Here is a 26,332-nt window from a genome sequence, read left to right on the forward strand (position 1 = left end):
GGCAAAAATGCCAGGGTCCGGGGAGCGTTTCCGCGGTCCACCTGCCTCCCTGCCCTGCAACCCGGCGTAACCACGTAGGGAAATTTTCTTCGCAACGTGGGCATACGTCGTGCATCTACCCCGCGCAATACACGAAGCGGCGAGGTAGCGGTCATGTTTTGGGCGTGGTTGAGGATGGCGATGGCGGTGGCGGTGGTGCTGTTGCCCGGGGGCTTCCCGCTCCTGCTGGCCTACATCGCGGTGCGCACGCTCCGCGCCCGGTGGAACAACGCGCAGGTGGAGGCGCACAGCCACGGCCGAGAGGCGTCCCTCCGCGACGTGCTCTCCTCGCTCCACTTCAAGGAGCTGGTCCGCGAGGCGCGCGCCGCCCTGTGACTTCCGCGCCCGGGTAGGGCACGGATGTCATGGTCGACCTCGAGACCCCCGGGATTCCGGGGCCCCTGATGAAACCGCCACCCCGGTGCCGCCCATGACGGGGCGCTCCGGGGTGAGTCGTTTTCCGGGGGAGGGGATGCCGGACTTCCGACGGAGGTGCCGGAAATCCGCGAGGGGCGCCGGAGGGAGCTCCGGCGCCCGAAGGACTACTTGTCGAGTTCGTCCACCAGGGCCGTCCAGTCGTCGTCTTCCTTCGCGACGCCGGAGGGGATCTGGATCATGACCGTCCTGTCGGTGGGCTCGGACTCGTCGGGGACGGGCGCCGGGGCGGGGGCCGCGGCCTTCTTCGCGGCGGGCTTCGCCGCGGCCTTGGCGGCGGCGGGCTTCGCCGCGGCGGGCGCGGCGGCCGGGATGACCTGGTTGAGCTGCGTCCTCATGGCCAGGTCCTCCTCCTCCGCGGGGGCGGGCTTGGCGGCGGCGGCCTTGGCGGGGGCCGGGGTGGCGGCGGCGGCGGGAGCCTTGCTCTTGAAGCGGGCCAGCTCCAGCTCGGCGACCTTGAGGGCCTTGCTCTTCTCCTGCACGGACTGCTGCAGGCGGGCCACTTCCTGGGCCTTGATGGCCTCGCGGCGCTCCAGCTCCGCCTTCTGCTTCGCGGAGAGGTCCTCCAGCTCCTTGAGCTGCCGCGTTTCCAGGTCCTTGCGCTCCTTCTGCGCGGTGGCGAGCCGGGCCGCGGCCTCGTTGGCCTTGCCCTCGGCAGCGGCCACGCGGGCGTTGAGCTCCTTCTCCACGCGGGCCTTGGCGCCCTGCGCGTTCTCCACCGCCAGCTCCAGGTCCTGGATCTTCTTCGTGCGCGTGGCGAGCTGGCCCTGCAGGTCCTTCGCCTTCGCCTCCGCATCGGCGGCGCGGGCCTGGGCCTCCTGGGTGAGCTGGGCGACGCGCGCTTCCGCCTTGGCCAGCTTCGCGGCCAGGTCGTCCGCCGCCTTCTTCGCCTCCGCGCGCTCCTGGGCCTGCTGCTGGGTCTGCTGCTGGAGCTTCGCCTCGGACTGCTGGAGGCGGGTGGCCACGTCGTTGCGCTCGGCGGTCAGCTTCTGGTGGGCGGTGCCCGCGGCGCGCAGCTGCTCCTCGCGGTCGGCGAGGGCCTTCTTGCCCAGCTCCAGCTGGTTGTTGAGGCCGGCCATCTGCTGGCCGAGCGCGTCCGCCTGGCGCTTCGACTCGGCGGCCTGCGTCTGGAGCTTCGTCTCCAGCGCCTTGAGCTGGTCGGTCCGGGTGGCCACCTCGCGGTTGAGCACCTCGGCCTGACGCATCTTCTCCTGCGTCACCTGGGTGAGCTTGCGGAGCGTGTCCGACAGCTCCTTGCCCTTGCTGGCCAGGTCGTTCTGGAGCAGCTCCTCCTTGCGCTGCGACTCCTCGGTGAGCGCGTGCAGCCGCTCCTCCAGGGTGCCGCGCGCGTCCTCCACCTGGGCCAGCTGCGAGGACAGCCGCGTGACTTCGGCGACGGCGGCGCCCAGCTCATGCTTGGTGAGGGTGAGCTGCTCGCCCAGGTCCTCGCCCTGGTTGCGCGCCTCGTTGAGCTGCGACTCCAGCGCGGACTGGGCGCTGGCGGCGGCCTGCCGCGTGGAGGTGTGGGCCTGCTGCTCCTTGCCCAGCGCGTCGCGGGTGGAGGCGAGCTGCGCCTGCGTCTGCTCCAGCGTCTGGCTGGTGGCCTCCAGCTCCTGGCGCAGCCCGTCGCGCTCGCCGGTGAGGTCCTGGATGTGGGCGCTCGTCTCGGCGGCGAGCTTCTCGTGGGCGGCGCGCTCGGCCTCGTAGTGGCCCTGCGTCTCGGACAGCTCGCCGCGCAGCTGGCCAATCTGGCCGGTGAGCTGGTCCTCCAGCGCGTCCTTCGCCGCGCCCAGCGCCTGCAGCTCCGCGGTGCGCTGGTCGCGCTCGCGGGTGGTGCGGGCCAGGGTGTCGTTCGTCTCCTGGAGCGCGCCGCGCGTCTCCTCCAGCTCGCCCTGGAGCGCGTCGCGCTGGCCGGTGGTGCTGGCGAGCTGCTCGCGCGTGTCCTCCAGCGCGGACTGCGTCTGCGCCAGCGTCTGGGAGGTGGCCTCCAGCTCGCCGCGCGTCTCCGCCAGCGCGCCTTCCGTCTGGGACAGCCGCTGCTGCGTGTCCGCGAGCGCGCCCTCCGTGCGGGAGAGGGTGTCCTGCGTCTGCGCGAGCGTCTGGCTGGTGGCCTCCAGCTCGCCGCGGGTGCCGGACAGGGCCTCTTCCGTCTGGGAGAGGCGCGTCTGGGTGTCCGCCAGCGTCTGGGAGGTGGCCTCCAGCTCGCCGCGCGTCTCGGAGAGCGTTTCCTCGGTGCGGGCCAGCGTGCCCTGCGTCTCGGAGAGGGTGGCCTCCGTGCGCGACAGCGTGTCCTGCGTCTGCGCGAGCGTCTGGCTGGTGGCCTCCAGGTTGCCGCTCAGCTCGGCGATGCGCTCGTCGCGCGTCGCCACGTCCCCTTGCAGGCCCTCGATGGAGGCCTCGCGCTGGGCGACGGTGTCCTCCAGCGACGCGACGCGCGCGGAGAGCTGCTCGCCCGCGCGCTGGGACTCGTCGAGCTGCTGGGTGAGCGCTTGAATCTGGCCGGTGAGGTCCGCCTCCAGCTCGGCCTTGGCGGAGCGCAGGTCCTCCAGCTTCTGGGTGAGGTCCTGCTCCAGGGCGTCCTTGGCCGTGTTGAGCGCGTGGAGGCGGTCGGTGAGGTCCGTCTCCAGCTCGTCCTTGGCCTGCTGCAGGGCCTGCAGCTCGGCGGAGAGCTCCGCCTCGCGGTCCGCCAGGTGCGTCTTGACGGACTCGACCTCGCCCTCCAGCTCGCCGATGCGCTCCAGGTGCTGCTGGATGTTGGCGTTGAGCTCCGCCTCGCTCTGCTCGTTGCGGGCGATGGTCTCCGACAGCTCGCGCTCGAGGGTGCCAATCTTCGCGTCGCGGTCCTCGACGCGCTGGGTGAGCTCCGTCTCCTGGGCGTCCTTGTCCAGCCGGAGCTGGTCGCGCTCGCTGGTGGTGCGAGCGAGGTCGCCTTCCAGGTCCGCCACCTGCTGCGTGAGGCGGGCCTCCAGGGCCTCGCGCTCGGCGTTGAGCCGGACGATTTCGGCGTCCGCCTGGGTGCCGTGCTCCTCGGCGGCGGTGGCGCGCGCCTCCAGGGCGCGGACGGTGGTGTCGCGCTCCTGCTCCGTCTCCTGGAGCCGGTCCTGCAGCGCCTGGATTTCTCCGCTCAGCTCGGCGTAGCGCTGGTCGCGCTCGCTGACGGTGCGGCCCAGCTCGGCCTCGAACTCGTCACCGCGCTTGCCCAGCCGGGCGACTTCCGCCTCGTGGGCGCGCAGCGCGTCCTGGAGCTTCTGCTCCTTGACCTCGAACTCCAGCGTGACGACGCCGAGGTGCTTCTCCAGCTTGTCGTACTCGCCGCGGAGGTTCTCCAGCTCCGAGACACGGCGCTCCAGCTCGTCCTCGCGGTTGTGGACCTCCTTGCGAAGGACGTTGATGTCCTTCTCCTTGGAGGCCACGACCTCGATGAGGTCCTTCTCGGAGGAGAACTTCTGGAGGAGCAGGTCGTCCACGGCGGCGCCGTGCTCGCGCTCCTTCTGGAGCATGCCCTGCTGGGCTTCGTTGAAGCGGCGGAGCAGGTCGTCCACCTGCATCTTCAGCCCTTGCAGCTCCACGTCCTTCTCGTGGAGCCGGTCCTCGCCGGAGAGGAGCTCGCGCTCGCGCACGCTCCAGATTTCGGAGAGGCGGGCGAGCTGGGCCTCGCGCGTCTTCAGCTCGTCGCGGAGGATTTGAATCTTGCCCTCCGGGGTGCCCATCAGCTCGCGCCGCGGGGGCGGGCGCTTGAGCTGGCGGGACTCGGCGAGCAGCTCCGCCTTGCGGTCGGCGATGGACTGGAAGGCGCGGTCGAGGAAGGCGCGGTCCTCGTCCGTCATCGCGCTGCGGCGCTCGCGCTTGGGCAGCTTGGGCGGGCCGCCGGCGCTGGTGCGCATGGGGGGCGGCATGGGCGGCGGCGCCTCACGGGGCGTGCCGTTGAGCGCCGCGTCGAGGGAGGCGTCCGACTCGTCCGTGCCCGGCGGGATGATGCCGTGGCTCATGGACGCGAGCTCCCCCATCTCGAAGGGGATGACGAGGTAGCCGTCCGCGGCGCCCGGCGTCTGCCGGTGCTGCGTCAGGCCATCCACGCCTGTATCGGAGGAGAGCAGGAGGACCTTGAGGTTCTGGCCCCACTTGCCCTTCTTGATCTGCCCACAGAGAACGAAGCCGGACTGATCCGGCAGCTCGGCGCGCAGGACGACCAGATCCGGCCGACGCTTCTCCAGCTCACGCTGGGCGTCAGACGCAGTCGCCGCCATGGCCGTCTGATACCCCGCGCTCTTGAGCACGGTGGCCATGCTGAGGGCGAATTCGTTCTGGCTTTCGACGATGAGGACCCGACGCTCCATGAAGCCCTTCTGACCCGGAAAAAGTGCAGTGAAAACCGCAGCATCCTATCGGGCGCGTGCAAGCCTTGGAAAGTTTATGGGTGGCGCTCGGTTGGCTGCTTCACGAGCTCTTGCCGCGACCGACGCCCGGGGAGGTACGTACGGCCGGGGGGACGCGGGAGGGGCTGGTGTCCTCGTCCCGACCGGGGAACGTGGTCGGTGGCGTGTGGCGGTCGAACCGGATGCCGTCCGGCGGACAGTACCCGTGGGCGAGCTGGGCGAACCACGGGTTGAGTGACGAGGGGACGGGCTCGGGCGCGGTGCCGTCGTCCTCGGGGGCCGACGCGGGCTCGGCCTCCACCTCGTGCAGCTCCGCGTCCTCGAGCAGGCGAGCGGCGTTGCCCGCGGAGACCTCGGCCTCCTCCACCTCGTCGCTGCTGATCTCGTCCGGCTCGTCGAGACGTGGGCGCGAGTGCGCGGGAGTCGGAGAGGAGTCGGAGCCATCGTCGATGGGCTGGGCCTCGTCCGGGGAGATCTCCTCGGGCTCGTCCTCGGAGGAGGTGACGGACGCGGGGATGGAGGCCTTCAGGGACGGAGGCGCCTGGCGCGAGGCCTGTGCCTCCACCGGGGCGAGGCGGGGCGGGCCCTCGGGCATCAGCCGAGGTGGGCGTTGGCGGGGGACGGGCGGCGGCGCGGCGGCACGGGGCGGCAGCGTGGGCGGGCGCTCCGGCTCGGAAGGGGCGGTGCCTCCGCGGATGGGAGGAGGGCGGTCCTGATCAGCGGAGGGGAGGCCGCCGCGAATCGGTGGGGCACGGTCCGGATCCGCGCCGGCCGTGCTCCCGCGGATCGGCGCCAGGCGGTCCGCGTCCGGGGAGGCGGAGCCGGGGCGCAGGACGGGGAGCGGGCGTTCGACGTCGGAGGAGGCGGCGCTTCCGCGGATCATCGGAGGCAGCCCGGCGTCAGACGGTGCCGCGCCCGGCCGCAGCACCGGGGGAGGGCGCTCGGCTTCGGAGGAGGGGGTGCCTCCGCGAATCATCGGAGGCAGCCCTGAGTCCTGGGACACGGAGCCCGAGCGTGGCACCTGGGGAATCACAAGCTCCGAGGTCGGAGGGCCCGAGCGCAGCACCGGGGGGAGCGCGGTCTCGGAGGTCGGAGGGCCCGAGCGAACCACTGGGGGCAGCCCTGTCTCGGAGGTGGGCGCGCCCGAGCGCACCGGGGGGAGCGCGGTCTCGGAGGTCGGAGGGCCCGAGCGAACCACCGGAGGCAGCCCCGTGTCGGAGGTGGGCGCGCCCGAGCGAACCACCGGAGGCAGCCCCGTGTCGGAGGTGGGCGCGCCCGAGCGCGGCACCTGCGGAATCACGGGCTCCGAGGTCGGTGGGCCCGAGCGGACCACCGGGGGCAGCCCGGTTTCCGAAGACGAGGAACCCGAGCGAACCACCGGAGGCAGCCCGGTCTCGGAGGTGGGCGAGCCTGCGCGGGGCACGGAGGACGCGCGCTCGGACTCGACGGACGACGTGCCCCGGGCCGGCGTGGAAAGCGCGGACATTCGCCGCGAGGGCGTCTCCACGCGGGCCGACGTGCTGCGCCCACCATTCAGTGCGCGCGAGGGGGCGGGCGCCGGCGGTTCATCCTTCCGGTTCGAGGTGCCCGAGTCGCGTCCCGCGGCGGACGGAGCGAACGCCTCGTCACGCATGAGCAGCGCCGCGGGCACCTTGACGATGGGCGTCGGTGCCGGTGGCTCGTCGCGGTCGAACGTGACGGGCGCACGGCCGCCAGAGGCAGGCCCCGAGGACCCCTCACGCGGGCTCGCGCCGGACACTCGGGAAGAGGAAGGCTCCTCGCGGTCCGCCGCCACGGGCGCGCGGACGACCGGAGTGGGAGCAGGAGGCTCCTCTGCTTCGGCCCTGGACGGCGCGCGGACGACCGGAGTGGGAGCGGGAGGCTCCTCTGCTTCTTCGGCCCTGGACGGCGCGCGGACGACCGGCGTGGGAGCGGGAGGCTCCTCCGCATCCCGGGCGACCGGGGCGCGCACGACCGGCGTGGGCGCCGGAGTCTCCTCCCTTTCGGAGGGGCTGGTGCCCCGGACGACGGGCGTCGGCGTCGGCGTGGGCGGTTCCTCCACGAGCGAGGGCGACGCGCCCCTGCCCGGTGTGGAGGACTTCAGCGCCACCGGCCCACCGGGCTCCGCGCCCGCACGGCTCGAAGTGGGAATCGCCGGGTCCACGATGACGGAGGCGGGCGAGGCGCTCTCCGCCCCCCTGCCTTTCGCGGAGCTCTCGCGCAGGGGCAGGCCCATCACCACGGGAGGCTCGGAGTGCTGCGACTCCAGCTCCGTCTTGATGAGGCGCGTGTCGAGCCCCTCGTCCAGCACCTGCCCCATGACCAGCGGCACGTCCTCACCCGCCGGCTCGGCAGTGGCGGCCTTGGCGACCTCCGACTTCGGCGCCTCCTTCCTGGGCGTCGGTTCCGGAGGCAACAGGGCCGCGAGCCGGTTGGTGGGCGTGCCCGTCACCGTGGTGGGGGCGGGCAGGTCGTCCTCACTCCGGGGCGCCACCGACGCCGACCGCTTGTCCAGGAGCGAGTCGTAGAGGTCCAGGAGCCTGCCGCGGATGATGCCCGCGTCGAGCACCTGCTCCGCATGCGCGCGCGCCCGGCGTCCCAGCTCCATGCGGCGGGGGATGTCTCGCGCCAGGTCGACGATGTGGTTCGCCAGGGCCTGGGTGTCTCCAGGCGGGAAGAAGAGGGCCGCGCTCTGGGGAATCAGCTCGCGCGTGACGGGCAGGTCCGCGGCGATGACGGGGCGGCCGGCGGCGCAGTACTCGGACACCTTCGCCAGGGGACCGCCCTGCAGCCGGTTGCGCTCCACGTCGTCCAGGGGGAGCACGCCCACGTCCGCCAGCGCGAGCACCTTGGCCACGTCGTCGTGGTGGACGGGGGCCTGGAACTCCACGCGCTCCTTCAGCCCCAGCTCCTTCACCAGGTCATCCAGGTGCGGCTGCCAGTCCGCGTGCTGCGCGCCCACCAGGGTGAGCCGCACCTCCGCGCGCTGGGCCGCGAGCGCCACCGCGCGCAGCAGCGTGGGCAGGCCCTGCCACCCCACCTGGCTGCCCAGGTACATCAGCCGCAGCGGCTGCCCGTCCGGCGCGCCCATCGCCTCGGGCTCGTAGGCCTTGAGGTCCACCGGTGCGCGGACCACGTGGATGAGGTCCTCGCTCGCCCCGAGCGACTGGATGTACGAGCGCGTCGTCTGCGAGCCGGTGATGATGAGGTCCGCGTTCATCAGGCAGAACAGCTCCTGCCTGCGAATCTTGGAGAGGAAGCGCCGGTCCCCTTCCGTCTGCGGGTGCGTGTAGCGCAGCTCCTGGGACGGGAAGGTCTGCGCCTCGTAGACGAGGCGGTGGCCGTAGTCCGCCTTCAGCTCGCACAGCGCATAGCCCCCGAAGGGGTCCGTGAAGTGGGCGAGCGCGTACTCCTCGCTCTCCAACTGGCGGCGCACGGCGCGCTCGAAGGCCTGGATGCGGGAGGCCAGGTCGCCCGAGCCTACCGGCACCCGCAGCAGGCGGGCACCCTGGTACTTCTCGATATGGGAGTGGTCAGGGGTCTTCGCCGACAGCACCACCACGGAGAAGCGGTCTGGAAGCGCCTTGAGGTACTCCGTGACACGGCGCGACGAGCCCGACGGACCGGGGATGACGTCGAAACTGCACAGGAGCAGTCTGGGCAGGTCGCTCAAGCGTGGGCAGGATACTTGGCCCCATCCTGGGTGTCATCGGGCGATGCAGGGGAGGGGGGGTCGGGCGACGAACACATGTAATGCTGGCACGTTGACCCTCCACTGCCAGCGACCTAAAGGCGACCTTGCCTATGGACGACCTCAAGAGCGTAACCGTCAGCCATCTGAGAGAGCTGGCCCAGAAGCACCTGGGGAGCGGTTACAGCAAGCTGAAGAAGGAGGAGCTCATCGCGGCGCTCGCCGCGTACGTCCCCGCGCTGGCGAAGCTCGCCCGCCTGGTGGGAATCACCGTGCCGCGCAAAAGTTCCGCCAGCAAGGCTCCTGCTCCCTCCAAGGTCGCCGCCGCGTCCTCCAAGGATGCCTCCAAGGACAAGAAGCCCCGGGAGTCCAAGGCCGCGGCCAAAAGCGTGAAGGCGAAGGCGTCGAAGGCGCCGGCCCGGGAGTCCAAGCCAGCTGCCAGGGAGGCGAGCGATTCCAAGGCAGCCGTGCGGGGGCGCAAGGCGGCGGTCGAGGAGAAGCGCGCTCCGGCGAAGGCGAAGCCGGCCGAGAAGATGGGCGAGGGTCGTGTGTCCGCGCCCAAGCGGGTGGCGGCCAAGCGAGCGTCGGAGAAGCCGGGTGCCGCCCCGCCTGCCCGCCCCGCCCAGGTGGTGACGTTCCCGCCGAAGCCCCGCGTCCCCCGCGAGCCGGCGACGCCCACGGCTTTCGCGCCGGCATCCGCGGCTTCGGAGGACATGGAGGTGACGCCCACGCCCACAAGCAGCCCCGCACCGGTGCCGGAAGTGCCCGCCGCTGCCGCGCCCGCTGCGCCGCCGCCTCCTCCCGAGCAGCACGACGCGGAGCCGGTGCTCGAAGGCTTCTTCGTGGCGCGCGTCATGGGGCCGGACGAGGCACGCCGCCACCACCTGGTGGACGCGTCGGCTCAGCCGCCGCCTTCACCGCCGGAGGACGACGAGAAGCTGGGGGCGTTGCCAGCGGGCTACGAGGACGACAGCGCGCTGCTCCTGCCGAGGGACCCGCAGACGCTCTTCGTCTCGTGGGACTTCAGCGCCGCCGCGCGCGCCCGGGCGCTGCAGGGGCTGGACGCTCCGCGCGCCGTGCTGCGCGTGTTCGACGGGGAGAAGATGGCGCGTGAGCTGGACTGCGTGCTCGAGTCCCGGAGCTTCTACATCCAGGGCCTGGAGCCGGGCCGGCACTACCGCGTGGAGGCGCACTTCATCGGGAGGGATGGCCGCAGTCGCCGTATCGGTCACTCCAGCAACCGGGTTGCGTTGCCGCCCAGTGGTACGTCCACGGACACTTCGATTCGGTTCCTCCGCGTGCCTCAGCGCATGCCCGAGCCGCAGCCCCTGCCAGAGGTGGTGCCGCCGGTGCGCACCCGAACCCAGGAGGCCGAGGAGCGTGAGTACATCACCTGGCGCCGTGTGAATCTGCCGGGAAGCGCGGGCGTGAAGGACATCCCCGAGTCGCACCGCGAGCGGCCTGAGGCTGAAGAGCAGCCCGAGTCCCACCTCGAAGCGCCGCCGCGAGCGCCGGGGGCCTCGGACATGCGCTACATGGAGGCGCAGGAGCGCGTCCCGGGGGCCTCGGACATGCGCTACATGGAGGCGCGGGAGCGCGCGCCAGGTGCGTCGGACCAGCGGTACCTGGAGTCTCCGGGCCGCGCGCCGGGGGCTTCGGAGCAGCGCTACGTGGAGGGCCGTGCGCAGCCGCGCGAGCGTCAGTACCTCGACGTGGGGCGCGCGCCGGGGGCTTCGGACATGCGCTACCTGGAGTCTCCGGGCCGCGCGCCCGGGGCTTCCGACCAGCGCTATCTGCAGGGTGGCGCGCAGCCGGCCGGTGGTGCCCGGCCCCATCAATACCTCGAAGTGGGCCGAGCGCCGGGTGCTTCGGACATGCGCTACCTGGAGTCTCCGGGCCGTGCGCCGGGGGCCTCGGACATGCGCTACCTGGATTCACCGGGCCGTGCCCCTGGGGCCTCGGACATGCGCTACCTGGAGTCTCCGCCCCGCGCGCCCGGAGCCTCGGACCTGCGCTACCTGGAGTCTCCTCCGCGTGCACCGGGTGCCTCGGACCTGCGCTACCTGGAGTCTCCTCCGCGCGCACCGGGTGCTTCGGACCAGCGCTACCTGGAGTCTCCACCTCGCGCACCGGGAGCCTCGGACATGCGCTACCTGGAGTCTCCACCTCGCGCGCCCGGAGCCTCGGACATGCGCTACCTGGAGTCTCCGCCGCGCGCACCGGGTGCTTCGGACCCGCGCTACCTGGAATACGTAGCCCGTCCGTCGGGTGCATCGGAGCCGCGCCCTACCGAATCCGCGCAGCGTCCTCCAGGTTCCTCGGAGGAGCCTCTTCCCCGGAAGCCGCCTTCGGGCAGCGGCCGCTCGTGAACCCGCACGGACACCTCGAACGCTTATGAGCCTGGGCTCTCTCGCGCTGGTCCTCCACGCGCACCTTCCTTTCGTCCGACACCCCGAGCACGAGGACTTCCTCGAGGAGGACTGGCTCTACGAAGCCATCTCCGAGACCTACCTCCCGTTGCTCCTCGTCTTCGACAAGCTGGCGGAGGACGGCGTCCCCTTCCGCCTGACGATGACGCTGTCCCCCACGCTCGTCGCCATGCTGCGGGACGAGCTGCTGATGTCGCGCTACGCGCGCCGGCTGGACCAGCTCTGTGAGCTGGGCGCGCGCGAGGTCCACCGCACGCGGGACGACGCCACCTTCGGACCGCTGGCCCGCTTCCACCGCGACCACTTCGAGTCGCTGCGCCGCGCCTTCCACGACCGCTACAAGCGCGAGCTCGTAGGCGCGTTCCGCCGCCTCCAGGACGCGGGCTACCTGGACATCATCACCTGCAACGCCACGCACGGCTTCCTGCCGCTCATGCAGCAGGTGCCCGAGGCCGTGCGCGCGCAGGTGACGGTGGCCGCCAACCACTACCGCCAGAACTTCGGGAGGGACCCGGCCGGCATCTGGCTGGCCGAGTGTGGCTACTACCCCGGGCTGGAGCGCGTGCTCGCCAACGAGCGCATCCGCTACTTCTTCGTGGACACGCACGGCCTCACGGACGCCACGCCGCGCCCGCTGCACGGCCCCTACGCGCCCATCTTCACCGAGACGGGCGTGGCCGCGTACGCCAGAGACCCGGAGAGCAGCCAGCAGGTGTGGAGCACCGAGTTCGGCTATCCCGGCGACGGGGACTACCGCGAGTTCTACCGGGACATCGGCTGGGACCTGGACCTGGACTACATCCGCCCGTTCATCCAGCCCACCGGCGACCGCAAGAACACCGGCTTCAAGTACTTCCGAATCACCGGCAAGACGCACGACAAGCAGCCCTACAACCCGGACGCCGCCCGCGAGCGTGCCGCCGTCCATGCGGGCAACTTCCTCTTCAACCGCGAGCGGCAGATAGAGCACCTCGCCTCGCGCCTGGGCGGCCGCAAGCCCGTCGTCGTCGCCCCCTACGACGCGGAGCTGTTCGGCCACTGGTGGTTCGAGGGGCCCATGTTCCTCGACTTCCTCATCCGCAAGGCCGCGTATGACCAGAAGACCTTCAGCCTGGTGACGCCCTCGGATGACCTGCGGGAGAACCCGGAGAACCAGGTGGCCACGCCGCCGCTGTCCTCGTGGGGCGCGGGCGGCTACGCGAACATGTGGCTCGACGGGGCCAACGATTGGATCTACCGCCACCTGCACCACTGCGCGAAGCAGATGGTGGAGCTGGCCCGCGACTTCCCCGACGCCAGCTCCCTGAAGCGCCGCGCGCTCAACCAGGCCGCGCGCGAGCTGCTGCTCGCCCAGTCCTCCGACTGGGCCTTCATCATGAAGACGGGCACCATGGTGGAGTACGCCCAGCGCCGCACGCGCGAGCACGTCCTGCGCTTCCAGCGCCTTCACGACGAGCTGCGCGCGGGCACCATCGACGAGGTCTGGCTCACCCACGTGGAGGGCCGCGACAACCTCTTCCCGGAGCTGGACTACCGCGTCTACCGGCCCGGCTGAGTGCCCTGGGAACAGGCGGGGCGGCGGGTTGTTCGCCTCCCGCCCCCGGTCGCCATTTCGCTTGCGGTGCGTCTTTTCCGCTTTAGCTAGGAGTACATATGAACCGTTCTCCCGTCGCTCCCCGGAGGGCCCTGGTCGCGGCGCTCCTGCTCGTGCTGCCCGGCGTCGCTTCCGCCCAGGCTCCGGCGCCCCAGCCGGCTCCGCCCCCTCCGGCGGCCCAGGCGGCTCCGGTGCCCGGGGGCAATCCGCTCCAGCCCGCCACGCGCGAGGCCCAGGCGCTGCCGTCGCTGGCGCCGCTGGTGGAGTCCGTGAAGTCCGCGGTGGTCAACGTGGACGTGCAGGCGCGCGGCGGTGGCGGCATGCGGGGCATGGAGGACAACCCGTTCTTCGACCGCTTCTTCGGCGGAGGGCGGGGCGGGCAGCAGCGTGAGCCGCTCCGTCAGGGCGCGGGCTCCGGTTTCATCATCGACCCCAAGGGCGTCATCCTCACCAACAACCACGTGGTGGAGGACGCGGTCTCCATCACCGTGCGGCTGGATGACGGGCGCACGTTCTCCGGCGACGTGCTGGGCAGGGATCCGCTCACCGACGTGGCGCTGGTGAAGCTGAAGGAGAAGGTGGACGGACTGCCCACGGTGAAGCTGGGCGACTCGGACGCGCTGCGCGTGGGTGACTGGGTGGTGGCCATCGGCAACCCGTTCGGCCTGGCCTCCAGCGTGAGCCTCGGCATCGTCTCCGCGCGGGCGCGTGAGATTGGCGCCAGCGCGTATGACGAATTCCTCCAGACGGACGCCGCCATCAACCCCGGCAACTCCGGCGGCCCGCTCTTCAACATGAAGGGCGAAGTGGTGGGCATCAACACCGCCATCGTCGGCGGCGGCTCGGGCATCGGCTTCGCGGTGCCCAGCAACCTCATCCACGCGCTCTTGCCGCAGCTGCAGAAGGAGGGCGCCGTCACCCGTGCGTGGCTGGGCGTGGGCATCCAGGACCTGACGCGAGACCTGGCCGGAGCGCTGAAGCTGCCGGTGAATGAGGGCGCCATCCTCACCCAGATCAACCCGGGCTCGCCCGCGGCCAAGGCCGGGCTGAAGACGGACGACGTCATCACCGCCATCGACGGGCGCAACGTCTCCTCCAGCAGCGAGCTGACCCGCACGGTGGCGCTCAAGCGCCCGGGCAGCGTCTCCACATTGACGGTGTACCGCGACGGCAAGAAGCAGGACGTGAAGGTGACGCTGGGCACGCGGCCGGACCTGGAGGGCGTGTCGTCCAAGCAGCCGCGCGAGGGTGACGCGCAGGAGAGCTCGCGCCGCGTGGGCGTCAGCCTGCAGAACCTGGACTCGCGCACCGCGCAGCAGGCGGGCTTTACCGAGCGCCAGGGCGCGCTCATCACCGACGTGCTGCCCGGCTCGCCCGCGGACCGCGCGAACCTGGAGCCCGGCATGCTGGTGGTGGAGGCGAACCGCAAGCCGGTGAACAACGCAGAGGAGCTGGCGAAGGTCATCAAGGGCGCGCAGTCCGGCAGCACGCTGCTGTTGCGCGTCGCCGCGCCGGGGGGCAATCGCTCCCTGCGCGCCCTGCGGGTGCCGTGAGGCGGCCAGGACACGGAGAGGCATGAGCGTCAACTACGTCGCCCTCGGCGACAGCACGGCGGTGGGGGTGGGGGCGGCGCGCGGCGGGGGCTACCCCGAGCGTCTCGCCTCCCGGCTCCGGAATGACGGGCTGCCGGTGGGCCTCACCAACCTGGGGCAGAGCGGGGCGCGCATCCGTGACGTCTTCACGGGACAGGTGAAGCGCGCGGTGGCCGCGCAGCCCACGCTGGTGACGCTGGGGGTGGGCACCAACGACCTCTGGCGCGGCACCTCGGTGGAGGACTTCCAGGACGAACTGGACCGCATCGCCCGCCGGCTGAAGCAGACGGGCGCGCCGCTGGTGGTGGTGAACATCGCGGACATGGCCCTGGCGCCAGTGGCGAAGCTGGTGCCGAGCTCCCTCTACGAGGGCCGCATCGAGCCCTTCAACGCCGCCATGGCCGAGGTGGCGCGCGCGCACGGCCTGCACCTGGTGGACCTGTACACGGCCAGCAAGGAGATGATCCCCCAGAGCCCGCACTTCTTCTGTCACGACGGCTTCCACCCGTCCGACGAGGGGTACGAGGAGTGGGCGGACCTGCTGCTGCCCACGGTGCGCACGCTGGTGTCGCGCTGAGCTGACGGCGCGCGCCTACGCCTTGGCCACGCCCCCCGGCGTCGGGGTGGGGGCGGGCACGTCGGCGGCGGGGGCATGGGGGCCGCGCTCGCGGCCGGGGTGCATCTCCATGCCGGCCTCGTACGCGGTGGTGCGGTTGCGGCCCGTGCGCTTGCTGCAATAGAGGGCTGCGTCGGCGCAGTCCACCAGCTCCTCCTGGGTGGTGGCGTCGGTGGGGTAGTGGGCCACGCCCACGGACACGGTGACGTGGTTGCCGGGCAGGCCGGGCTGGGACAGCAGCACGTTCTCCGCCACCGCGCGGCGCAGCTTCTCCGCCACCTCCACCGCGTCCGCCTTGGAGGCCTGGGGCAGCAGCAGGACGAACTCCTCGCCGCCGTAGCGCGCCAGCGTGTCCACCTTGCGCACGCGCAGCCGGAGCGCGTCGCACACGCGGCGCAGCGCCTCGTCGCCCACCCGGTGGCCCGCCACGTCGTTGAGGCGCTTGAAGTGGTCCACGTCCACCATCAGCAGCGCCAGCGGGACGCCGAAGCGCTGCGCCCGCGCCAACTCCAGCTCCATGCGCTGGAACAGGTGGCGCCGGTTGGGCACGCCGGTGAGCGGGTCCGTCATGGTGAGCTTCACCGTCTCCGCATGCAGCCGCGCGTTCTTCACCGCCGTGGCCGCCAGGTCCGCGACGGCCGTCAGCAGCTCGATTTCCTCCGCGGAGAAGCTGGCCACCTCGGGGCGCTGGAAGTTCATCACCCCCAGGAGCGTGCCCATGTGCACCATGGGCACCGCCAAGAGCGCGCCCGTGTCCACCGCGCCCTCCACCAGGCCGCGCCGCGCGAAGATGCTGGTGCGGTCATCCAGGTCGGGCAGGTACACCGCCTTGAGCGTCTGGGCCGCGCGCCCGCATGCGCCCTCGCCCAGCGCGAAGGTGAGCCCCTCGGCGCCGCGGCCCTCCGGAAACGCGTGCCTCACCTCCAGCAGCCCCTCCACGTTGAGGAGCATGATGGAGAAGTCCGGAATCTGGAGCCGCTCCACCACCAGCCGGGTGATGGCCTCCAGCAGCTCGTCCAGCTCCAGCGTGGCGTTGAGCGAGCGCGCCACGTCGAAGAGCAGCGACAGCTCGCGCAGGCGCTCCTCCAGCTCCTCCTTGAGGGCGAGCTTCTCCTTCACCACCGCGAGGTCCCGGTGGGTGTCGATCTCCTCCGCCTTCATCGCGGTGAGCCGCGCCAGCATCTGGTTGAAGGCCGCGCCCAGCCGGGACAGCTCGTCCGTGCCGCGCGAGTCCGCGCGCACCAGCAAATCTCCGGCCTCCGCGCGCCCCATGGCCGCGCTCAGCTTGTGCAGCGGGCGGGTGAGGACGAAGTGCAGCGCCAGCGCGGTGAGGAGCGCCAGCAGGACGATGAACAGCACCATGGCGCCCAGCGCGCCGCGGAACATCTCCGTGAGCTGCTGGTGCAGCGTCGGCTCCGCCACGCGCATCTGGAGGACGCTCGCGCCGGGCACCTCTCCCTCGGAGTGGCAGCTGCCGCACTCGGGCCCGCCCAGCGGCCGCACCACCTCCGTGACGCCCTCCACGGAGCGCGCCGCCTCCGGCCCGGGCGCCGTCAGCCGTCCGGCCTCCGCGTGCACCCGGCCCACCTCGTCCGCCTGGCGGGACCAGCGGATGCGCCCGTCCGGCGTCAGCACCCGCGCGTCCTCCACCGAGCGGAACAAGCGCGTGTCCGAGCGCAGCACCTCCGCCACCGCCTCGTGGGCCCGGGACGCGCCCGGCGCCTGCGGCAGCGTGAAGGTGGAGGCGACGAACTCCGCCAGCGCCAGCGACTCCACCTGCGTTGCGTCCTGCACCGCCACCCGCGCCTCGCGCCAGAAGTGGCCCACACCCAGCAACGCCACCACCAGCCCCGGCAGGGCGATGCTCCACAGGAGCTTCCTGCCAACAGTGTCCGGACCCAGGGGCATGCGCTTGTTCGCGGCTCTCCGCAGCGATGGCTTAAACTTGTTTCACGAAGTTCCACCGGAATTGTCAATTGGCTGACGCGGACTGTCAAACGTACTTGTACAAGAATTTTCCTGCTTCGGTGGTGTTGCTTCCTTTGCTGCGCCCCGTCATCGCCGGGTTCCTGGCGTCTCCCGGAGTTCCATGTCGACCGCGTTCCTGACGTCCGAGCTGCTGCCAGTCCCTCATGGCTTCGCCACCCGCGCGGGAGGCGTCTCGGAGGGGCCGTACGCGTCGCTCAACCTGGGCTTCTCCACCGGTGACGCGCAGGAGAAGGTGCTCGAGAATCTCCGCCGCCTGGCCGCCGCTGCCGGGGCCCCGCTGGGCGCGCTGGGCCGCGTGTCGCAGGTGCATGGGGACCGGGTGCTGGAGGCGCGAGGTGGGGAAGGGGAGGACCTGCGGCCGGTGGAGGGCGAGGCGGACGCACTGTGGACCCAGGCGCCCGGCACGTGGGTGGCGGTGGGCACGGCGGACTGTGTGCCGGTGCTGCTGGTGGACCCGGACGGCCGGCGCGTGGCGGCGGTGCACTCGGGGTGGCGGGGCACGGACGCGGACATCAGCGCACGAGCGGTGGAGGTGCTGGTGGCGAAGGGCGCGCGGCCGGAGCGGCTGCTCGCGGCGGTGGGCCCCTGCATCCAGCGCTGCTGCTACGAGGTTTCCGGAGAATTGGGCCAGCGCTTCACCGCCCGCTTCGGCGCGGAGGTGGTGGCGTCCGCCGGCGGCGCGGTGAAGCTGGACCTGTCACGGGCGGTGCGGCTGACGCTGGTGCGCGCGGGGCTGAAGCCCGGGCACGTGGACGTGCTACCGGCCTGTACCGCGTGTGAGCCCGAGCGCTTCTTCTCCCACCGCCGTGACGCGGGGCGCACCGGACGCCACCTCAACTACGTGGTAAACCGCTTCTAGCCCCCCGAGCGGCGCCGGCCGTTTTCTTGACGCTCTCCGACGGGCCTTCCTATCCTCGGGGTGATCCCCGTCCGAAGAGGCCCGTGCCCGCGCGCTCCGTCATCTTCCGCCTGCTCGCCGCCGCGCCCCTGTGCGTGCTGAGCGCCTGTGCCTCCAACGCCGCCAGCCAGGCGGACGTGGGGGCGCTGCGAGCCGAGGTGCAGGCCCTGCGCGAGACGCAGGTCCGGCTCACCGAGCGGCTGCAGCGCCTGGAGGCGCACGACGCGGTGGAGAAGGCCCGTGTGAGCGGGGCTCCCGCGCGCACCTCCCCCGCGGACGCCGGCGCTTCCGGCGACGGTCTGGGCACCACGCCGGAGCTGGCGGTGGTGAAGCTCAAGCCGAAGAACGAGCCCGCGCCGAAGCTGCCCACGGCGGTGCCCGTGGTGGAGCCGGACACGGAGCAGATGGAGATGTTCATCAGCGCCGTGCCGGAAGGGGCCTCGGCCTCGGGCGGCGAGGCCGCCACCGTCGTTTCTTCGGGCGAAGACGAGGCGGACGCGAAGGACCCGGACGTGCTGGACGCCGAGTACGACAAGGCCGTGTCGCTGCTGCGCACCGGCAACGTGGACGGCGGCGTGGAGCGCCTGCGCCGCTTCGCGGAGGAGAATCCGCGCCACCCTCGCGCCGACAACGCGCTGTACTTCAGCGGGCTCGGGCTCATCGGCCTCAGCGAGTTCAAGGACGCCGCGCGCACGTTCGAGCGGCTCATCAAGACCTATCCCGCCGGAGATGCCATGCTGGACAGCATGCTCCGGCTCGCCGAGTGCCGGATGCGGCTGAACCAGGCCGCGGATGCCAGGGCGCTCTACACCCGCGTCGTCACCCAGTTCCCGGGGACGGCCGCCGCCACGCAGGCGGAGCAGCGGCTCGCCGCGCTCCCGCAGTGAAGGCTCTTTCGAAAGGACGTCGTGCGATGCGCTCCCGGATCCTCACCTCGCTGATGTTGAGCCTCGCCGTCGCGCCGGCCTGGAGCGCACGCGCCCAGCAGGAGGGCGCCGAGGAGCAGGACCAGGACACCGGCAGCGAGACGGAAGGCGCCGAGGTCATGGACGAGGCCCCGGAGCGCCCCCAGGGCACCGTGGCCATCCCTCCGGGCACGCCCAGGGGCCGCGAGAGCGCCCCGGGCGAGGTCCACTCCGTCCAGGACGGCGACACGCTGTGGGATTTGTCCCAGCGCTACCTGGGCAGCCCCTGGTACTGGCCCAAGGTCTGGGCCTACAACCCGGAGATCGCCAACCCGCATTGGATCTACCCGGGCAACCAGGTGCGCTTCTTCGCCTCGGGCGAGGAGGTGCCCACCCGCGTGGGCACGGAGATCGCCGCCGAGGACGTGACGGCGCCCACCGAGCTGAGCGGCGGCGACCTGGTGACGGTGACGGGGAAGATTGGCTACGACGTGTCGTCGTCGCGTCCGGTGACGACCCAGGGCTTCGTCACCCAGCGCGAGCTGGACGAGGCCGGCCGCATCGAGGGCTCGTCCTCCGGCGCGCTGATGCTGTCCTACCCGGACACCGCCTACGTGCGCTTCAAGAAGAAGGGCAGCGCCAAGGTGGGGGACCGCTACGTCGTCTACCACACCACCCAGGCCGTCCAGCACCCGGTGACGAAGAAGAAGCTGGGCTACCTCACCGACTTCCTCGGCACGCTGCGCGTGATTCGCGTGAGCGAGAACGTCGTCACCGCGCAGGTGGTGGACACGTGGGACGGCATGGAGCGCGGTGACCTGGTGGGCCCCGTCGGCGAGCGCCTCACCGAGCGCGTGGCCCCGAAGGCCAACGCGAAGGAGCTGCAGGCCACCGTCATCACCGCGCTGGTGCCGTACCTCACGCTGCTCGGCGAGCACCACACGGTGGTGGTGGACCGCGGCAGCGCGGACGGCGTCCAGCTGGGCAACACCTTCACCATCCTCCGCCAGGGCGACCCGTCCCTCCAGGTGCTCGGCCAGGAGGCCAGGCCGCTCACCGACAGGGAGAAGCGCTTCCCCTGGGAGAACGTCGGCACCTGCATGGTGACCGAGGTGAAGGAGCGCACCTCCAACTGCCTCATGATGCGCTCCATGGAGGAGCTCGTCCCCGGCGACCGCGCTGTCATGCGCGTGGGCGAGCCCACCGCCAGCCGCTGAATTTCCCGGAACCCAAGCACCCCGAGCTCGGAGTTCGGCAGGAAATGTGCATCCCCTCCGCCAGCGGAGGGGCAGAGTGCTTGACCGGTGGCGGTCCGGTGTCTATGTGTCGCGCCCCTCCTGGGGACCCATCTTCTATATAGGTGGGAAACGGGCAGGGGACGGGTATGGCGGACGCTGAGACGGACAGCCTCACGGCGGAAGAGCAGGCGTGCCTGGCGCTCTGGGCCGTTCCCGGCCTGGGGCCGAGGACGCTGGCCGCCCTGCGCGCCTTCGCGGATGGACGTCTCGCCGCGCTCGCCTCCGTCCCTGTACGGGACTGGGTGTCCCAGGCGCCGGTCTCCCCACAGGTGCGTACCCGGCTGGCGGCGGTGGACCGGCTTCCTCCGCTGGCGGAGCGGGCCCTGGAGGCCTGCCGCCGGGTGGGCATGGGCGTGGCCTTCGCCGGGCAGCACACCTATCCGGACCGGCTGCGGGAGGTGGAGGACGCGCCCCCGCTGCTCTTCTACCGGGGGCGCCCGGGGCTGCCCCGGCGCCGCGTGGCCATGGTGGGCAGCCGCCACCCGGACCAGGGCTTTTTGCCCTTTGCCCGGGACTTCGCGAGGAAGGTGGCGGGGGCGGGGGTGGGCGTGGTGTCCGGGGCCGCGGCGGGCGTGGACCAGGCGTGCCACTGGGGCGCGCTGGATGTGGGCGGGGAGACGTGGGCCTTCCTGGGGTCCGCCCTGGATGCGTTGGACCCGGCGCAAGCCCGCCTGCTTCCTCACTTTCTGGGGCGGGGAGGCGTGTTCTTCAGCGAGCTCCCCCCTGGGGTCCGGGCGAGCGTTACCACCTTCCCGCGCCGCAACCGACTCATCTCCGGCGCATCCGATGTGGTCCTGGTGTTGAGGGCGGGGAAGGGCTCGGGGGCGCTGTACACGGCGGAGGCGGGGCGGGCGCAGGGGCGGCCGGTGTTCGCGCTGCCCGGGGATGTGAGGCAGGCGGCGGCGGTGGGGTGCAACACGCTGCTCCGGGACGGGCATGCGAGCGCCTGCATGGGCCCGGAAGATGTGTGGAGGGTGGTGGGCGTTCAGCCGGAAGCCGCGGGGCCGCGGGACATCACGGCCTCGTGGGAAGAGCTCTCCGCGGAAGCGAAGGGCACTTATGAGGTGTTGGACCGGGTTCCCCGGACATTTGACGAGGTGCTGGTCGGCAGCACCCTCTCACCGGCGGCGCTCACCGGCGCGCTGGTGGAGCTGGAGTTGACGGGGCTGGTCATCCAGCACCCGGGCAAGCTGTACGAAAAGGTCTAGGTAGGAGAGTCATGGCCACGCGGACGAAGAAGCAGGTGGAAGAGACGGAGGCGGCGGAGGAGACGAAGTCGCCCCGGAAGGCGGCCGCCAAGAAGAAGACGGCCGCCAAGAAGAAGCCGGCGGCCAAGGCGAAGAAGACGGCGGCCCGCCGCCGCGGCAAGAAGGGTGACGACGAGCTGCCCACCGTGGAGGCGGACGCGGACGAAGAAGTCGCGCCCCGCGGCAAGGGCCCGCACTACCTCGTGGTGGTGGAGTCCCCCGCCAAGGCGAAGACCATCAAGAAGTACCTGGGCACCGGCTACACGGTGAAGGCCTCCGTGGGCCACGTGAAGGACCTGCCCAAGAGCAAGATGGGCGTCGACGTGGAGCACGACTTCCAGCCCGAGTACGAGGTCATCAAGGGCAAGGAGAAGGTGCTCAACGAGCTCAAGAAGATGGCGAAGTCCGCCGACAAGGTCTTCCTCGCGACGGACCCCGACCGCGAGGGCGAGGCCATTGCCTGGCACATCAAGGAAGAGCTCGCCCACCCCGACGCCATGCGGGTGACCTTCAACGAAATCACCAAGAAGGCCGTCCAGGAAGCCATTGCGCAGCCGCGCGAGCTGAACCAGGACAACTACGACTCGCAGCAGACGCGCCGCATCCTCGACCGGCTGGTGGGGTATCAAATCTCCCCGCTGCTCTGGCAGAAGATCCGCCGGGGCCTGTCCGCCGGCCGCGTGCAGTCCGTGGCGGTGCGCCTGATTGTCGAGCGCGAGGCCGAAATCAAGGCCTTCGTCCCCGAGGAGTACTGGTCCCTGGACGCGCTGCTGGAGGGCCCCGCGGGCCCGCCGCCGTTCAAGGCGAAGCTGTCCAAGGTGGACGGCAAGAAGATGGAGCTGAAGGACCGCGCCACCACCGAGGGGCTCGTCGCCGAGCTCCAGGGGGCCGAGTTCGTCGTGGCCAAGGTGGACCGCCGCGAGCGCCGCCGCAACGCGCCCGCGCCGTTCATCACCTCCAAGCTGCAGCAGGAGGCCGCCAACCGGCTGTCCTTCACCGCCAAGAAGACGATGACGCTGGCCCAGAAGCTCTACGAGGGCGTGCCCCTCGGCGAGGAGGGCCAGACGGCGCTCATCACGTACATGCGTACGGACTCCACCCGTCTGTCCGACGACGCGGTGAAGCTGGTGCGCGAGTTCATCGACACCAAGTACGGCAAGGACTTCCTGCCGGAAGAGCCGGTGGTGTACCGCTCGCGCAAGAGCGCGCAGGACGCCCACGAGGCCATCCGCCCCACGTCCCTGGAGTACCCGCCCGAGCGCGTGCGGCCCTTCTTCGAGGCCATGGGCGAGTCGGACATGTTCCGCCTCTACGAGCTCATCTGGAACCGCTTCGTCGCGTGCCAGATGAAGCCGGCCGTGTATGACCAGACGAGCGCGGACATCTCCGCGGGCCGGGCCACGTTCCGCGCCTCGGGCAGCACGCTGAAGTTCGCCGGCTACCTCGCGGTGTACGGCGCGGGCCTCACCCCGGAAGAGGAGGCGGAGAAGGAGAAGGCGAAGGCCGCCGGTGAAGAGGGCGCGGATGGCGCGGACGCCATCGGCGAGCTGCCCTTCCTCACCGAGGGCGAGAAGCTGGCCCTCCAGAAGCTCCTCCACGAGCAGCACTTCACCCAGCCGCCCCCGCGCTTCAGCGAGGCCACGCTGGTGAAGGAGCTGGAAGAGCGCGGCATCGGCCGCCCGTCCACCTACGCCGCCATTCTCTCCACCATCCAGGACAAGAAGTACGTGGAGAAGCTGGAGGGGCGCTTCCGGCCCACCGATTTGGGGCAGATGACCAACGAGATGCTGGTCAAGCACTTCCCCCACGAGCTGGACGTCACCTTCACCGCCACCATGGAGGAGAAGCTCGACCAGATCTCCGAGGGCGGCACGAGCTGGAAGGCCGTGCTGCACGACTTCTACGGGCCCTTCAAGGAGACGCTCGAGAAGGCCAAGGCGGAGATGCGCGACGTCAAGCGCGAGGAGATAAAGACCGACATCTCCTGCGAGAAGTGCGGCAACCCCTTCGTCATCAAGTTCGGGAAGATGGGGCACTTCCTCGCCTGCTCGAACTACCCCGACTGCAAGAACACCAAGGACTTCAAGCGGGACGCCGAGGGCAAGATCGTCATCGTGGAGGAGGAGACCACGGACGAGAAGTGCGAGAAGTGCGGCAAGCCCATGGTCATCAAGCGCGGCCGCTTCGGGCGCTTCATGGCCTGCTCCGGCTACCCGGACTGCAAGACGTCCAAGCCCATCTCCATCGGCGTGGGGTGCCCGGAGTGCAAGCAGGGCTACCTCACCGAGCGCCGCAGCGGCCGGGGGAAGATCTTCTTCGGTTGCAACCGCTACCCGGACTGCAAGTTCGCCGCGTGGGACCGGCCCCTGGCCGAGCAGTGCCCCCAGTGTGCGTCCCCGTACCTCCTGCAGAAGTTCTCCAAGCGGGACGGCGCCTACATCGCCTGCCCGAACAAGGAGTGCGACTACCGGCGTGAGGTCGTGGAGCAGGCGGGCGTACCCGGGTCACCCGAGGCCTCCTCGGCTGCTTGAAAGCCCAGTAGTTCCAGCGGGCTGGGCCCGGGAGCGTGGCTTGACACGCTCGGCGGGCCCGCCCTAGAAGTCCAGGCTGCCCCCTCCTCGGGGAGAAGTCCTGTGGGTGCCCGTAACCGGCACGGGCCCACCCGGGGGGACGGGCGTCGAAAGGACACCAGGCGCGATGATTCACTCGGTGAGCGAGCTGCTGCTGGACGTGACACTTGCGGCCACGGAGGCTGGCAAGATGGGCGTCACGGACTCCGTCATCAAGTTCTTCAAGGATGGCGGCCCGTTCATGTTCGTGAACCTGTTCTGGCTGGCATGCTCGCTGGCGGTGGCGCTGGAGCGCATCGTCACCGTGGTGTTCCGCTACAACCTGCCCGCGCCGCCGTTCATGGAGCAGATTGCCAAGCTGGTGCGCAGCGGCAACCTGGACCGCGCGGTGAAGGTGTGCAGCATGGCGCCCAACTCGCCGCTGGCGAAGGTCATCCGCGCGGGCCTGGTGAATGCCAACCGCGGCGAGATTGAAGTCGCCAAGGCGGTGGAAGAGGCCATCGTCGAGCACAGCCCGCACGTGTCCAAGCGGATTCCCTGGCTGTGGTCCCTCGCCAACATCGCCACGCTGGTGGGCCTCGTCGGCACCATCTTCGGCCTCATCGGCACCTTCCAGGCGCTCGGCAACGTGCCGGCGGAGCAGAAGCAGGTGCTCCTGTCGGACGGTATCTCCAAGGCGATGAACAACACCGCCTTCGCGCTCTCCATCGCGGTGCTCTGCATCGTCTTCCACCTGTTCCTCACCTCGTACGCGAAGGGGCTGGTGGAGTCGATGGAGCTCAACGCGCTGAAGCTGGAGAACCTCCTGTCGCGTCGCGGCTCGGTGGACCCGGCCACCACGGAGCTCGAGTCCCGCGCGTCGTAGAGCGGGAGGGTGCGCGGCCATGGCGTTCCACTACTCCCGGCGCAAGCTGAAGGTCCGTGAGGAAGAAGAGTCGGGCGAGCTGAACATCGTCCCGTACCTCGACATCCTCATGAACCTCATCATCTTCATGCTGCTGTCCATCACCGGCCTCACCACGTTCGGCATCCTGAACGTGAATGCCCCCAGCTACGGCGCGCCCAGCGCGGGCATGACGCAGGAGGGGCAGGACGAGCAGAAGCTGACCTTGTCCGTGCTCATCTCCAAGAAGGGGCACTTCGTCAGCAGCGAGAATGCCATCCTCGGCCAGGAGGGCGCGGCGGTGGATCAGCCCACCGTGCCCGTGCTGGCGGACGGCGCCTACGACTTCCGGGCGCTCAACGCGAAGATGGTGGAGATCAAGGCGGCGTTCCCCAAGGAGACGAAGGTCATCGTCGGCGCGGATCCGGACATCCCCTACGAGGCCCTCACCCAGACGCTGGACGCCATCCGCGAGACGCAGGCCAGCCCGCACCGCCTGCTGTTCCCGGACGTCACCCTCGGGGCAATCTGAGCCATGGCCGAGCCGACGACACCCGCCCCGAGCGAGGCCGACGAAGAGACGCTGGCGCGGCTGCGCTACCGCAAGGCGCTGGCGCGCAAGAAGCGCAAGGAGCGCGAGGCGGCGGGGGAAATCAAGGAGCTGAACATCACCGCGATGATGGACATGATGACCATCCTCCTGGTGTTCCTGCTCAAGTCCTTCGCCTCGTCCTCCGCCGCGGTGACGGCGTCCGAGGACGTGCGCCCGCCCGTGTCCACCACGCGCGCCACGCCGAAGGACACCGTGGCCGTCACCATCACCCCCAAGAACATCCTGGTGGGGGAGCGTGAGGTGCTGCGGCTCCAGAACGGCGTCATCCCGGCCGACAAGATTCAGGGCCGGCTGGTGCTGCCGCTGGACGCCCAGCTGAAGAAGGAAGTGGACAAGCTGAAGTACATCGCCGAGCGGAACCCCGCCGCCCCCTTCAGCCGGGAGCTGTCCGTCATCGCGGACAAGAAGGTTCCCTACGACATGCTCCTCACCGTGCTCTACACGGCGGGGCAGAACGAGCTGGAGAACTACCGGTTCGTCGTCCTCCAGAAGGAAGGCGAGTAGGGCGCTCCCCGGCACGGCGGGAGCGCCCCTCTTGCAGCGGACTGGACGCTAGAGCGAGGGCGTGGCCATGGGCCCGCCGCGCGTCTCCAGTTCGTGGATGCTGGCGTCCTCCTCGCAGCGGATGGCGAAGGGCAGGGCTTCCAGGCGCTCAATCGGAATCTCGAAGCCGCAGTCCACGCAGTCCCCGAAGACGCCCATCTCCATGCGGCGCAGGGCCGCGTCGATGAGCATGATTTCACGCCGCTGCGACTCGAGCAGGCTGGACAGGGTGTAGTCCGCCAGCTCCGACTGGGCATTCTCCTCGTACTCGGGGTCCCTCTCCTGGTTCTTGAGGGCGCTCAGCTCGCGGTGCGCGCCCGCGTTCGCCGTGAGGATTTCCCGGCGCCGGCGCTGGAGGAGCTCGCGAATCCTGTTCAGGTCGTTGCTTCGGGGCATGGCCATGTCTCCGATTGCTCCAGTCTTCGAGGTCATTTCCGCTCGCCCGGATGCAAGGCCGCCCCGGAGCGGCGAACGCGAGAAACGTAGGTGTGCAACCCAGGTAGGGAAACCGCGCCTTCCAACGGGGGGCATCGGTGGGCTGCTGGGCAGGCGGGCAGGCGGCATGCCCCGGCAGACAGGGGTTGACGTGCCCGCTTTCACTTCTGGGAAAGGGC

General features: G+C 70.8%; 16 protein-coding genes and 1 pseudogene. 13 read left to right on the plus strand and 4 right to left on the minus strand.

The features are described 5' to 3' along the window. Nucleotides 1-153 precede the first annotated feature (153 nt). Nucleotides 154-375 (plus strand): hypothetical protein, encoded by a 222-nt coding sequence (locus tag ACX9TP_RS17325; protein WP_482980834.1) that lies wholly within the window; start codon nt 154-156, stop codon nt 373-375. Nucleotides 376-581: 206 nt separating this feature from the next. On the opposite strand, the gene ACX9TP_RS17330 is transcribed toward ACX9TP_RS17325, so the two are convergent. Both ACX9TP_RS17330 and ACX9TP_RS17335 read right to left on the minus strand, forming a co-directional pair. Beyond that, entirely contained in the window at nt 582-4,811 is a 4,230-nt protein-coding gene (locus ACX9TP_RS17330; RefSeq protein WP_482980835.1) for a response regulator, read from the minus strand. Between the two features lie 2,251 nt (nt 4,812-7,062). Next, nucleotides 7,063-8,409, minus strand: a pseudogene (locus tag ACX9TP_RS17335) (glycosyltransferase); the annotation flags it as partial. Nucleotides 8,410-8,813: 404 nt separating this feature from the next. On the opposite strand from ACX9TP_RS17335, the gene ACX9TP_RS17340 reads away from it, so the two are divergent. From ACX9TP_RS17340 to ACX9TP_RS17355, 4 genes are all read left to right on the plus strand, one after another. After that, on the plus strand, nt 8,814-10,910 hold the full coding sequence (locus ACX9TP_RS17340; RefSeq protein WP_482980836.1) for a DUF4912 domain-containing protein: 2,097 nt from the start codon (nt 8,814-8,816) through the stop codon (nt 10,908-10,910). 25 nt (nt 10,911-10,935) lie between these two features. Further along, the gene (locus ACX9TP_RS17345; RefSeq protein ID WP_482980837.1) at nt 10,936-12,525 is read left to right on the plus strand and encodes a glycoside hydrolase family 57 protein; all 1,590 of its coding nucleotides are present in this window, start codon (nt 10,936-10,938) and stop codon (nt 12,523-12,525) included. A 98-nt stretch (nt 12,526-12,623) separates the two neighbouring features. After that, the gene (locus ACX9TP_RS17350) at nt 12,624-14,117 is read left to right on the plus strand and encodes a trypsin-like peptidase domain-containing protein (RefSeq protein WP_482980838.1); all 1,494 of its coding nucleotides are present in this window, start codon (nt 12,624-12,626) and stop codon (nt 14,115-14,117) included. Nucleotides 14,118-14,139: 22 nt separating this feature from the next. Next, entirely contained in the window at nt 14,140-14,733 is a 594-nt protein-coding gene (locus tag ACX9TP_RS17355) for an SGNH/GDSL hydrolase family protein (RefSeq protein ID WP_482980839.1), read from the plus strand. A 15-nt stretch (nt 14,734-14,748) separates the two neighbouring features. On the opposite strand, the gene ACX9TP_RS17360 is transcribed toward ACX9TP_RS17355, so the two are convergent. Continuing rightward, entirely contained in the window at nt 14,749-16,680 is a 1,932-nt protein-coding gene (locus ACX9TP_RS17360) for a GGDEF domain-containing protein (protein ID WP_482980840.1), read from the minus strand. A 181-nt stretch (nt 16,681-16,861) separates the two neighbouring features. Here ACX9TP_RS17360 and pgeF point away from each other — a divergent pair, with 181 nt between their 5' ends. The 8 genes from pgeF (at nt 16,862) to ACX9TP_RS17400 (ending at nt 25,679) form a co-directional block, all read left to right on the plus strand. Continuing rightward, nucleotides 16,862-17,620: a peptidoglycan editing factor PgeF gene (gene pgeF / locus ACX9TP_RS17365; RefSeq protein WP_482980841.1), complete on the plus strand. Its 759-nt coding sequence runs from the start codon at nt 16,862-16,864 to the stop codon at nt 17,618-17,620. Between the two features lie 83 nt (nt 17,621-17,703). Further along, on the plus strand, nt 17,704-18,546 hold the full coding sequence (locus ACX9TP_RS17370) for a tetratricopeptide repeat protein (RefSeq protein ID WP_482980842.1): 843 nt from the start codon (nt 17,704-17,706) through the stop codon (nt 18,544-18,546). 26 nt (nt 18,547-18,572) lie between these two features. Further along, nucleotides 18,573-19,781 (plus strand): LysM peptidoglycan-binding domain-containing protein, encoded by a 1,209-nt coding sequence (locus ACX9TP_RS17375; protein WP_482980843.1) that lies wholly within the window; start codon nt 18,573-18,575, stop codon nt 19,779-19,781. Between the two features lie 167 nt (nt 19,782-19,948). Further along, complete coding sequence (locus ACX9TP_RS17380) at nt 19,949-21,070, plus strand: DNA-processing protein DprA (protein WP_482980844.1); 1,122 nt, start codon at nt 19,949-19,951, stop codon at nt 21,068-21,070. Nucleotides 21,071-21,081: 11 nt separating this feature from the next. Beyond that, complete coding sequence (gene topA / locus ACX9TP_RS17385; protein ID WP_482980845.1) at nt 21,082-23,640, plus strand: type I DNA topoisomerase; 2,559 nt, start codon at nt 21,082-21,084, stop codon at nt 23,638-23,640. 166 nt (nt 23,641-23,806) lie between these two features. Beyond that, on the plus strand, nt 23,807-24,544 hold the full coding sequence (locus ACX9TP_RS17390; RefSeq protein WP_482980846.1) for a MotA/TolQ/ExbB proton channel family protein: 738 nt from the start codon (nt 23,807-23,809) through the stop codon (nt 24,542-24,544). Nucleotides 24,545-24,563: 19 nt separating this feature from the next. Beyond that, nucleotides 24,564-25,094, plus strand: a complete 531-nt coding sequence (locus ACX9TP_RS17395) for an ExbD/TolR family protein (protein ID WP_482980847.1) — start codon at nt 24,564-24,566, stop codon at nt 25,092-25,094. A gap of 3 nt (nt 25,095-25,097) precedes the next feature. Next, on the plus strand, nt 25,098-25,679 hold the full coding sequence (locus tag ACX9TP_RS17400; RefSeq protein WP_482980848.1) for an ExbD/TolR family protein: 582 nt from the start codon (nt 25,098-25,100) through the stop codon (nt 25,677-25,679). A gap of 48 nt (nt 25,680-25,727) precedes the next feature. On the opposite strand, the gene ACX9TP_RS17405 is transcribed toward ACX9TP_RS17400, so the two are convergent. Next, on the minus strand, nt 25,728-26,120 hold the full coding sequence (locus tag ACX9TP_RS17405; protein WP_482980849.1) for a TraR/DksA family transcriptional regulator: 393 nt from the start codon (nt 26,118-26,120) through the stop codon (nt 25,728-25,730). Nucleotides 26,121-26,332 lie beyond the last annotated feature (212 nt).

It is taken from the genome of Pyxidicoccus sp. M15, from assembly GCF_056858435.1.

Excerpts from the sequence above, each read along its gene's own strand:
- ACX9TP_RS17375 (WP_482980843.1), top strand. The coding sequence starts at position 18,573 with ATGCGCTCCCGGATCCTCACCTCGCTGATGTTGAGCCTCGCCGTCGCG.
- pgeF (WP_482980841.1), top strand. The coding sequence starts at position 16,862 with ATGTCGACCGCGTTCCTGACGTCCGAGCTGCTGCCAGTCCCTCATGGC.
- ACX9TP_RS17405 (WP_482980849.1), bottom strand. The coding sequence starts at position 26,120 with ATGGCCATGCCCCGAAGCAACGACCTGAACAGGATTCGCGAGCTCCTC.
- ACX9TP_RS17390 (WP_482980846.1), top strand. The coding sequence starts at position 23,807 with ATGATTCACTCGGTGAGCGAGCTGCTGCTGGACGTGACACTTGCGGCC.
- ACX9TP_RS17325 (WP_482980834.1), top strand. The coding sequence starts at position 154 with ATGTTTTGGGCGTGGTTGAGGATGGCGATGGCGGTGGCGGTGGTGCTG.
- ACX9TP_RS17355 (WP_482980839.1), top strand. The coding sequence starts at position 14,140 with ATGAGCGTCAACTACGTCGCCCTCGGCGACAGCACGGCGGTGGGGGTG.
- ACX9TP_RS17395 (WP_482980847.1), top strand. The coding sequence starts at position 24,564 with ATGGCGTTCCACTACTCCCGGCGCAAGCTGAAGGTCCGTGAGGAAGAA.
- topA (WP_482980845.1), top strand. The coding sequence starts at position 21,082 with ATGGCCACGCGGACGAAGAAGCAGGTGGAAGAGACGGAGGCGGCGGAG.
- ACX9TP_RS17345 (WP_482980837.1), top strand. The coding sequence starts at position 10,936 with ATGAGCCTGGGCTCTCTCGCGCTGGTCCTCCACGCGCACCTTCCTTTC.
- ACX9TP_RS17400 (WP_482980848.1), top strand. The coding sequence starts at position 25,098 with ATGGCCGAGCCGACGACACCCGCCCCGAGCGAGGCCGACGAAGAGACG.
- ACX9TP_RS17380 (WP_482980844.1), top strand. The coding sequence starts at position 19,949 with ATGGCGGACGCTGAGACGGACAGCCTCACGGCGGAAGAGCAGGCGTGC.
- ACX9TP_RS17350 (WP_482980838.1), top strand. The coding sequence starts at position 12,624 with ATGAACCGTTCTCCCGTCGCTCCCCGGAGGGCCCTGGTCGCGGCGCTC.
- ACX9TP_RS17360 (WP_482980840.1), bottom strand. The coding sequence starts at position 16,680 with ATGCCCCTGGGTCCGGACACTGTTGGCAGGAAGCTCCTGTGGAGCATC.
- ACX9TP_RS17330 (WP_482980835.1), bottom strand. The coding sequence starts at position 4,811 with ATGGAGCGTCGGGTCCTCATCGTCGAAAGCCAGAACGAATTCGCCCTC.